The organism is Agrobacterium sp. 16-172Ci, from assembly GCF_053522725.1.
In genome coordinates this window covers 1-5,556 of the sequence record NZ_JBNWBW010000054.1, presented here as the reverse complement: position 1 = coordinate 5,556, position 5,556 = coordinate 1, and the positions used below count along the sequence as shown (strand labels likewise).

The 5,556-nt window shown below is 54.7% G+C and carries 9 protein-coding genes; 3 read left to right on the top strand and 6 right to left on the bottom strand.

Going from position 1 to position 5,556, the window contains the following annotated elements:
- Positions 1 to 95: 95 nt before the first annotated feature.
- Both ACQZ40_RS25545 and ACQZ40_RS25540 read right to left on the bottom strand, forming a co-directional pair.
- Positions 96 to 530 carry a hypothetical protein gene (locus ACQZ40_RS25545; RefSeq protein WP_448748904.1) on the bottom strand — a complete coding sequence of 145 codons (435 nt, stop codon included), beginning with the start codon at positions 528 to 530 and terminating at the stop codon, positions 96 to 98.
- A 10-nt stretch (positions 531 to 540) separates the two neighbouring features.
- Positions 541 to 1,209: a hypothetical protein gene (locus tag ACQZ40_RS25540; protein ID WP_104679725.1), complete on the bottom strand. Its 669-nt coding sequence runs from the start codon at positions 1,207 to 1,209 to the stop codon at positions 541 to 543.
- A gap of 116 nt (positions 1,210 to 1,325) precedes the next feature.
- Here ACQZ40_RS25540 and ACQZ40_RS25535 point away from each other — a divergent pair, with 116 nt between their 5' ends.
- Positions 1,326 to 1,751 carry a hypothetical protein gene (locus ACQZ40_RS25535; protein WP_174016234.1) on the top strand — a complete coding sequence of 142 codons (426 nt, stop codon included), beginning with the start codon at positions 1,326 to 1,328 and terminating at the stop codon, positions 1,749 to 1,751.
- Positions 1,752 to 1,882: 131 nt separating this feature from the next.
- Positions 1,883 to 2,365 (top strand): hypothetical protein, encoded by a 483-nt coding sequence (locus tag ACQZ40_RS25530; RefSeq protein WP_104679727.1) that lies wholly within the window; start codon positions 1,883 to 1,885, stop codon positions 2,363 to 2,365.
- A 31-nt stretch (positions 2,366 to 2,396) separates the two neighbouring features.
- On the opposite strand, the gene ACQZ40_RS25525 is transcribed toward ACQZ40_RS25530, so the two are convergent.
- Positions 2,397 to 2,975 (bottom strand): recombinase family protein, encoded by a 579-nt coding sequence (locus ACQZ40_RS25525; RefSeq protein WP_104679728.1) that lies wholly within the window; start codon positions 2,973 to 2,975, stop codon positions 2,397 to 2,399.
- A 300-nt stretch (positions 2,976 to 3,275) separates the two neighbouring features.
- On the opposite strand from ACQZ40_RS25525, the gene ACQZ40_RS25520 reads away from it, so the two are divergent.
- On the top strand, positions 3,276 to 3,791 hold the full coding sequence (locus ACQZ40_RS25520) for an AsnC family protein (protein ID WP_051671912.1): 516 nt from the start codon (positions 3,276 to 3,278) through the stop codon (positions 3,789 to 3,791).
- Between the two features lie 152 nt (positions 3,792 to 3,943).
- On the opposite strand, the gene ACQZ40_RS25515 is transcribed toward ACQZ40_RS25520, so the two are convergent.
- The 3 genes from ACQZ40_RS25515 to ACQZ40_RS25505 all read right to left on the bottom strand — a co-directional run.
- The gene (locus ACQZ40_RS25515) at positions 3,944 to 4,390 is read right to left on the bottom strand and encodes a hypothetical protein (RefSeq protein WP_104679729.1); all 447 of its coding nucleotides are present in this window, start codon (positions 4,388 to 4,390) and stop codon (positions 3,944 to 3,946) included.
- 129 nt (positions 4,391 to 4,519) lie between these two features.
- Positions 4,520 to 4,783 carry a hypothetical protein gene (locus tag ACQZ40_RS25510; protein ID WP_104679730.1) on the bottom strand — a complete coding sequence of 88 codons (264 nt, stop codon included), beginning with the start codon at positions 4,781 to 4,783 and terminating at the stop codon, positions 4,520 to 4,522.
- Between the two features lie 191 nt (positions 4,784 to 4,974).
- The coding region (locus ACQZ40_RS25505) for a hypothetical protein (RefSeq protein ID WP_448748903.1) at positions 4,975 to 5,556 on the bottom strand (582 nt) is incomplete at its 5' end.

The window sequence follows — 5,556 nt, the reverse complement described above, 5'->3', positions numbered from 1 at the left end:
TAAAACCTCAATGGGGGAAATGACTGTAGCGCATGACATAAGGTATAGACTTAAAGCTAATCAGCAAATCACGGCAGACGGCCTTCGGCGGAGGGTTACTGTCCGTTCGAACCAGTAGCAAGCCAAAAAGACAATGACTCGACTCCGCCTGCCTTTTCTTGCCGCCAGCCCACAACGTCCACCGAACCGCCATTATAGGCGACGAAACTACGACGCCATTCCTCTGTTTCCGCATCGGTCAGCCGCGGCCAGCCAAGTTCGTCACCCTTGATCATCGCGGTCCGCACGGTGGGCGCGTCACAGATAGTGAGAAGACGCTCCGCCGTCATGTCCGCCGGCATCGCCGTGGCCACCCCGAAACTCAAAAATGCAGCGCAGAAGCTGCCAATGGTCGATATCTCAAGATACCGAAGCGGACTTGCTCGCTCTGCGCTCCTCATTTTCTTCTCCGGTTCGTCATCGTCCATGGGATCAGACCGCCGCGTCCAAAAGTAAATGTTGTGGGATGCATACAGCCAGTTGAGGATCATGTCCCGGCGTTCACACCGGGCGCAACAGGCTTCCCGTCATCCGCAAACGCTCTTCCAGTAACTCCACAAGCCGCTCCTCGCGAATACGATCTTGCCCCAAGCCGAGCTTCATGGCCAACTCGCGCCAACCATATGTCGGCCGTACCTGGGGTGCGCGATAGGCATCAGCGAACCATGCAAGAGCAACTGCATACCCGTATCCGTATTCCATCTCGACCGAGCCGCCGACAGATACCCAGATATCGGCACCGATAAAAATCGGCGTCCTGAAATCGCCACCGACTACCATCGACGAGTCTTCCCTGGACGCAAAAACCCAGTCCCTGACGACGGCATCTCCGGTGACGAAGATAATGCTGGCCCAGTCATTGTCGATGCTGCCACACTTCAGATCGCCAAAGACAACGAGGGTAACATGGCCATCGCCCCCTTCGATGCATGTTGAGACTTTGCCGCTGACATGCAGGTTTCCGTCGATCACAGTGATCCATGAAGACGGGACGAAATCCCCGTCAATCGCGAGATCGCCGCGATGAACGCACGCGTCCGCGGTTTCGTTTTGGGGTCCTCCGGGCACTAGCTGAAACCTCGAGAGGGCCTCGGTCACGGCGGGGTCGGGAAGCTTCCTCGACCTCTGGGTCACAAATTCCTGCCACTCTGCTGACGTTACGCTGTTCAAGGGCACCCACTCTCCTCTTTTCGCCGAATATGCCTGAACGGCAACATGCCACTGGCCTTGACCGAAGCGAACCCTAAAAGGCTGATGTAAACATGTCCAGCAGGGGTGCTTTGCGCATGAACGGCTTCCTGGAGTACCTCTGGAGAAGCGGGCTGCTCGGAGAAGGAGTTATGCCGAAAAGACTTCTACCAGTTTTGCGCCTGTTGTCGGTCGTCATCGCGCTGCTTGGCCCGGCGGGCATGCCCGCTTTTGCAGAATCTCGTTACGTCGCCGCAGGCACAACGGACCAGCCTGCCTATTTGGGTAAGGTCGAAGGCTTCCTTACCTTCGAGGGGCGAACTGGCGAAGGGCCGATGAAGGACGCATGGTTCGCCTTCACGCTCGCGAACGCCGCTCGCATCAGGATCGCGGTAGACCAACCAGATGTCACATTCGATCTGCGCGTGGTTGGTAGCCGGGGCGTCGATGGCGTTCTGATCAGTACCGCCTTCTCCCGTGAACCCAGCATCGAGTACGAGGTGAATGCGGCGACGTATCTGTAGCGTACCTATGCGGACAACCCCTCAAGCTACACCATCACCATAGAGGCAAACTGACATAGGCACGGATGGGGCTGTTGGCCTGTGCGACCTGATGATTCTATTTCTGCCAACGATAGGTGCGAGGTCGTTCCATGAAGTCCATGGCTGTTACATCATACGAATTGAAATGGGCTTTTGTCTTGTGCGCCGCGCCTGTTGCGCTCTGCTTATGGGTTGCGATTGGCGTCGAGAATTCTGCCGCGTTCTGGCAAATAACTGCCGTCCCCATTCTCGGACAAGCGATCATATCGTTTGCCGTTATCGGTCCCCCCATATCGGTGATCGCGATTTGGGGACGCAACCCGATCATTCAATCGATCTTCGTCGCTTATTACATCGTTCTTCTTGGGATCGCAGATTTCCAACCGAGGCCATTGGAAGACGCCTCATTCGGCGATCAATTCGTCAATGTTTTTCGAGCGGCCTATTACAGCTTGTTGGTTCTCTTTTTATTGGCTCTATTCGCCGCCATAGCGAGGAGGCGGGAAGAGAGGAGTGCAATGAAGCTAATCATTCTCGTTGTGTTCATTGTTCTTTCGGCTACGCTCGCACTTGCATTGCCACAGATGCTCTAATCCCGGGGGAATCGGGCAGGCCACCTCAGCTTCACGCCAACCGGCGTATCCCCCGAAGAACCGTTCGAGGATGAACGTTGTACTTTCGAGCAACCTCCCGCACGGATGCACCGGCGTTCAGCACAGTAAGGATTTCCCTGCATTGCATCTCGGTCAGCGCAGGACGTCGCCCAGGCAATTTACCTCGTGCCTTCGCGGCAGCTATGCCAGCGATGGTCCGCTCCCGGATCAGCGACTTCTCGAATTCGGCAAGGGCCGCGAGAATGTGGAATATCAACTGACCGCCCGCCGACGACGTATCTATGCTTTCAGTCAGGGATACGAAGCCGACCCCACGGCGCTTCAGAGTTTCGACCATGGAAATCAGATGGGTGATCGACCTTCCGAGACGATCAAGCCTCCAAACGACCAGAATATCACCGCGCCGAAGCACCTTCAGCATCGAAGACAGGCCACCTCTTTGCTGGTGACTTCCTGAAACGCCGTGGTCTTCGAATACACGTTCGCACCCCGCCAGACAAAGGGCGTTTCTCTGCAAATCAAGATGTTGGTCGGTCGTCGAAACACGCGCGTAACCGATCCTCGCCATGGTACTGATGAAGCCTCTCATTTCACTCGCCTGCAATCACGACTTGACAGAAACGAACGGTTTCGCGGGAGGGGCATTCAGTCTCTCGTTCAAGTCTTGAATTCAACAATGAGAGGCAATTACGCGTAGAACGACAACCTCCAGTCTGTCGTGACAAAACCGTTCGTTTTTGTCCGTTTGGGCGGACGCCTATTGAGGCCAAATGTCCCATTTCCCGATCTGGCGAGACGACTGACAGATGCGTGGCTGGAGAATTCCGGCGGGCTATCGGTCTCACCAGATGCCATCTGGCGTTCCGTGAAAGGCCTCCTGAAAGTCAACATGGCATTGATCGTCGTTGACATGGTGAATGCGCCACCCAATTGGCATATGGACTTCATCCAACGATATGGGATTCCGACCAGCCTGATCGACGCCAAAGGCCTTCAAAACGCCGGTGGTCTCCGTGACTTCTCGAGGGTTCCCCTCCTCGAACAGCACATCGTCGGGGTTTGCCAAAAAGCGATTAGCGATGGACGGCCGACTATCGGCAAAATCGATCACGTCATTCAGGATGCTAGAGTTGTTGCGAGTGGCATCGTCGTACCCGATCCAACAGCGAAAAAGACATGGTGCGTCATTCTCGGTGAGGTCCATTCTATCTCGGCCGTAGTCCGCGACGCTCGTTTTGATGACATCGATCTGTCTATCGTTCAATTGCTACGCGAAGGATTGTCCGCACGTGAAATCGGTCACGTTATCGAACTCTCCCCACGAACCGTGGAGCACCGCATTGAGAGGATGAAAGCACGCGCCGACGTAAAGTCGATAGTTCCATTGTTGATCGCCAAAAACTAGACGTGGCTTCGTAAGCTTATCGTCGCGTCAATTGTCATTCTGCATCTGTGGTTGGGGACTCGACCGCCGGTTAAGATGAGGGATTACCATTGCCGTATCTACCAGCAGACGACGTCTGCCCAAAGCCTCCAGGGCAGCTCCTGGTGGATCAGTCACATGGCTGGCGACAGACGGTAAATGCCGTAGCTGCTCCCCTCAAACTTAATCCTCGCATAAAGGCTCAGTACAACCATCGCGGGGCCATCGCTGCCGGTAACCGCTGACACATCAATCGTATGGCCGTCACCGAGCATCGCCGAGAGCGACATGGCACCCACGGCAGTCAAAAGCGTCCGCGCGACTTCCAGCTCGAAATGACCTTCGGTCATAAGCTCGTAGCGCTGCAGGCCTTCCGCGCTGATCATCTGTTCCGGATACATCGCGAGTTCACTTGTCACGCAAATTTTACTGTGTGTGGCAGTGCGGAGAGCAATTGGGCCACCGACCTCAAAGCCGATAATCGCGCCCAAAGCCTCAGGATCGAACTCGACGCCAGCTTTTTGTTCGATGGTTTGAAAAAGCGTTTCATAGAAGGGGTTTTGATTACGAAAATCAATCATCTGAACAGTTTACCTGCGTGCCGGCACAAAATCGATAGTTCTGCTGTTGACTACGAGACCGCAGACCTAACCTCTTATGCGTTTATTCAAAATAGGAAATATCCGGTCCTGTATCCGGGACGCAGGCGGCTAATGTAACCTATCCGGCCGCATTGGATCAGCGTCTAAAGTTTCAAGGGGAAGAACCCGTCCGATCGTATTCAGATACGCGATTATGTCACCGAAGAGATGATCACGAGGCCCGAAGTCCTCCAAAATGTCATGGACACGATCAGACACCTCTTTGTCATCCGGCGGATCAGCCAATGAGTATCCGACGGTGCCAAGCGCATAAATGCCGCAGCCCGCCTCGATTAACCTGTCTACCAACTCGGCGGCAGGGTTTCTATCCATGGTCGTCTCCTGTGATAAAATGCAACGTAGCCTAGACAATACAACAGGCCAAGAAAAGACCGATTTGTCGCTGTGTGCGCCTTCTCAGACATCTTGTGAAGATGATGCTTCTGTCACGGGTTAGTGAGAACGCAATCAATGGTCGGTCGAAAATCGAAGACCCCGCATCACGCAGAGTCTTCGACAAACCCTCACAGTTTCGGTGCGGGCGCAGCGCTGCTGGTGTTCTTCGCCCTCGCAGCGTCAATTCTTTTCCGCGCATCCTGATTATCGGTCTCGAAGTCACTGACCAGATCGAGATGGTTCATCATGCCCATGTCGAGTTCGTTGGCGAGACCGGTCTGGTCGCCTCGGACTGTAAATTCGATATACAGACCACAAAAACTTGCACTCTTCTTCACTTTCCCGGCAGTGTGGTCATTAAGGCCCACAGGGAAATCGCTAGTCCCGATACAACTGAGCGATGACTTGAGTTTCTCCGCAGGAGCATCGACAGAACTGAATTTCCATGCCGCCCAGATGGCGGTGTCGTCTTTGTTCACATAGGACGGTTCGCCGTATTTCTGCACGGCCGCTGCATAGACCGCATCAATAGATGGACGTTCGGACGGCCTGAATTTCAGCTCCCGACGTACCGCAAACAGCTTGTTTCCGCTTCCCATGCCAGTGAACGCTGTGTTTCGGCGTGGAATATTGACCCCTCTGGCGGGGTGACCGGCGTCCAATTTTGACCCCCCACCTGTTTCGTCTGACCATCCGTCTTTTGCTGGCGG

Excerpts from the sequence above, each read along its gene's own strand:
- ACQZ40_RS25530 (WP_104679727.1), top strand. The coding sequence starts at position 1,883 with ATGAAGTCCATGGCTGTTACATCATACGAATTGAAATGGGCTTTTGTC.
- ACQZ40_RS25515 (WP_104679729.1), bottom strand. The coding sequence starts at position 4,390 with ATGATTGATTTTCGTAATCAAAACCCCTTCTATGAAACGCTTTTTCAA.
- ACQZ40_RS25545 (WP_448748904.1), bottom strand. The coding sequence starts at position 530 with ATGATCCTCAACTGGCTGTATGCATCCCACAACATTTACTTTTGGACG.
- ACQZ40_RS25525 (WP_104679728.1), bottom strand. The coding sequence starts at position 2,975 with ATGAGAGGCTTCATCAGTACCATGGCGAGGATCGGTTACGCGCGTGTT.
- ACQZ40_RS25520 (WP_051671912.1), top strand. The coding sequence starts at position 3,276 with ATGGCATTGATCGTCGTTGACATGGTGAATGCGCCACCCAATTGGCAT.
- ACQZ40_RS25510 (WP_104679730.1), bottom strand. The coding sequence starts at position 4,783 with ATGGATAGAAACCCTGCCGCCGAGTTGGTAGACAGGTTAATCGAGGCG.
- ACQZ40_RS25535 (WP_174016234.1), top strand. The coding sequence starts at position 1,326 with ATGAACGGCTTCCTGGAGTACCTCTGGAGAAGCGGGCTGCTCGGAGAA.